The organism is Thioalkalivibrio sp. ALE23, assembly GCF_000378545.1.
Taxonomy (GTDB): domain Bacteria; phylum Pseudomonadota; class Gammaproteobacteria; order Ectothiorhodospirales; family Ectothiorhodospiraceae; genus Thioalkalivibrio.
Map to the genome: position 1 here is coordinate 1 of NZ_KB900067.1, position 2,441 is coordinate 2,441.

Annotated in this window: 2 protein-coding genes; both read right to left on the minus strand. The window is 63.9% G+C overall.

The window, feature by feature from the left end:
* Positions 1 to 66: 66 nt before the first annotated feature.
* Positions 67 to 741 (minus strand): hypothetical protein, encoded by a 675-nt coding sequence (locus F573_RS14490; RefSeq protein WP_019023074.1) that lies wholly within the window; start codon positions 739 to 741, stop codon positions 67 to 69.
* A 340-nt stretch (positions 742 to 1,081) separates the two neighbouring features.
* Complete coding sequence (locus F573_RS14495) at positions 1,082 to 2,305, minus strand: zinc ribbon domain-containing protein (RefSeq protein WP_155986691.1); 1,224 nt, start codon at positions 2,303 to 2,305, stop codon at positions 1,082 to 1,084.
* Positions 2,306 to 2,441: the final 136 nt, after the last annotated feature.

Consider the following 2,441-nt stretch of genomic DNA (forward strand, 5'->3'; position numbering starts at 1 on the left):
TACGATCATCATGGGTGCTTTCTCCTTCCGGCTTCGAGCCGGGTCCGTGGGTTCGATTTCAAGCTATCAGAAAACGGTCGGCTGTCGATTTTCCCGGGGCGACCCGAAAAGGTGTCGGCACTCCGGGTCCGTCCCCCAGTACCACTTGCCGTAATCCTCGAACCCCGCGTTACTGTGCGCCTTGTCGTTCCCCTTGATCAGACCCCCGGTATCTCCGGTCCACCGAACCGCATCCAGTGCCAGGAACAGTCCGGCCGCTACCGGATGCGCGTGAACATCCTTGATCAGATCCTCGCCTTCAGGGATCTCCCAGATCACTTCAGGCTGGCGGCCGTTCAGTTCGAGTCGGGCGCCCCAGCCCAGATCCATCCGATTCAACGTTTCGTTGATCCGCTGGTCGCGCGTCATCGGGACTTCCTCCAGTCGCTTCCGGGTCGGCGCCCCGGGCATCGTCCAGGTATCCCGCCAGTCCAGCAGAAGCACGGCCGCCAGCTGAACGGCTCGCTCCAGTCCCGCGCCGACCTGGTCCATGACCTCGTGCTCGATGTGCTCCGGAAAGCTTCTCCGTCCGGGCAGTTCATCCGCGTTGCGAAAGGTCTTCAGCTCCGCGTGGATCTTCTTCGACAGGGTCAATGCCCGTTCACGAAAGTCACGATGTTCTTCCACGACCGCCCGCTTCAGGGCGGGCCACTCACGCTTCGGGATTCGGATGACCCCGTATTCCATTTCCCAGTCTTTCATTGATCGTTCCTTCCGGTTTCGAGCCGGGTTCGTGGTCTTCACTCGATGCTACCCGAATCCAATGGCCTGTCGATTTTCCCTCCCAACACAGAAAAGGGGCGCAGCGCGCCCCTTGTCATCGCCCGCTGGCGGGCTCAGCCATCGTTGTTCGGTCGTTTCATGGCGTACCTCCTGTGGTCGGTTTGGATGACTGGTGAAGGGTGAGGGGTGCCGGACCGGCGGGGCTATTCGATGGACGCACCCAGGTCCCGCGCCAGACGATCATCGGGCCTCCCCCCGGTCAGGATCGCGTAGCGGCTCTCAATCTCCCGGAAGTCCGACAAGCTGAACCTCCCCACGACTAAAGCCGGAGGGTTCTGACAGCGAGGCCAGTATTTCTCCCCGGCTCTCCCGAACGGCCATCGGCCGTCGGTACAGCATCCGGGGCCTCAATACAGGCCGATCCGTCTTGGGCGGGCGAACGGCTCTGTCTCCGGAACTCCGCGAGTCCGAAGCTGGCCGGGGTCACCCCCGAACCATTCGCTGTTTCGCTGAGCCTCGCCATCGCCCGCCCGAGGAGCGGTTCTGCACCCGCCCAGGCCGTATGAGCCCGGGGAATGGCGAGGTATCCTGCATCGACGTGCCGCGCCAGGAAGGCCGAAAACAGATCCCTCTGGGCGGAGACGCCGCATTCGCAATCGTGCCAGCGGGCCGAGAGCGGCTTCTTCCGCTCCGCGCCGCAGACACAGGTTCGGGAGAGCCTGGTGGTTCGCGTGGGGAATTCGTCGATCTGGCCGCCAGCATTTGCGGCTTTGCGGCGCAGTTTTTCGACGAACATTCCCGGGGCGCGATCCCGTACGCTCTTCCCGAAGTTCCGCTGGAATGCCCGGTAGGACAGAGCCTCCGTCTTGACGTTATCCCCCAGCGCCAGAACTCGGTTGACCATCTCCCCATGTTCACGCTTGCGCGTTTCGCCGAGACGGCGCTGCTTTTCCAACAGCTCCGCCCGGAGGGCACGGTATCGACGGGAATACACCCAGCGCCGGGGACCTTTCTTCACGGTCCCGTCCGGATGGTAGTGGTCCGGGTTGGTGGCGCGACGGCTTCGATCCATGGCCCGCTGGATACGGCGAACCTCCCGGCCCAGAGGTTCCACCGAGTCGCAGAAGCGGTCCAGGAAGGCGTCGTCCTCGCCCACCGCGGCGATGGTGGAGGGTCCGATGTCCAGACCGACCGGCTGACCGTGCGCCACCCGGTTCTTGTCCTTCTGCCGGGGCGTCCCCTTCAGCACCAGTTGCACGAACCACCGAACACGCCGGTTCACCGTCCGCCGCACCAGACGGACGTGTTTGATCGGACAGGACAGGGCATGTTCTTCCACGCGGTGTTTGTCCTTGCGATCAAACCGCACGGGCAGGTGCAGGCCTTTCCACTCGACCCGACCGTCCCGAAAACGCAGGCCGGCAGCGTTGGACTTGCCCTCGATGGAATGGAAGCGCCGCGCGTTCTTGAAGCGGGGCCGCCCCCGTTTGCCGTACAGATGTTCCTCGATGGATTTCCAGACCCGGGTTCCGAGTTTCTGCACGACCTGGGTATCCAGTCGATCGTCGAACCCCCCATCCCGCCAGTGACCCCGAGCCACCTGCTGAAGGGCGTAGTCGGACAGCCCGGCCTCCTGGCGCAGCCCGCGCAGCGCCTCGTTGCGGGTCCTGTCTTTGGGC

Excerpts from the sequence above, each read along its gene's own strand:
- F573_RS14490 (WP_019023074.1), bottom strand. The coding sequence starts at position 741 with ATGAAAGACTGGGAAATGGAATACGGGGTCATCCGAATCCCGAAGCGT.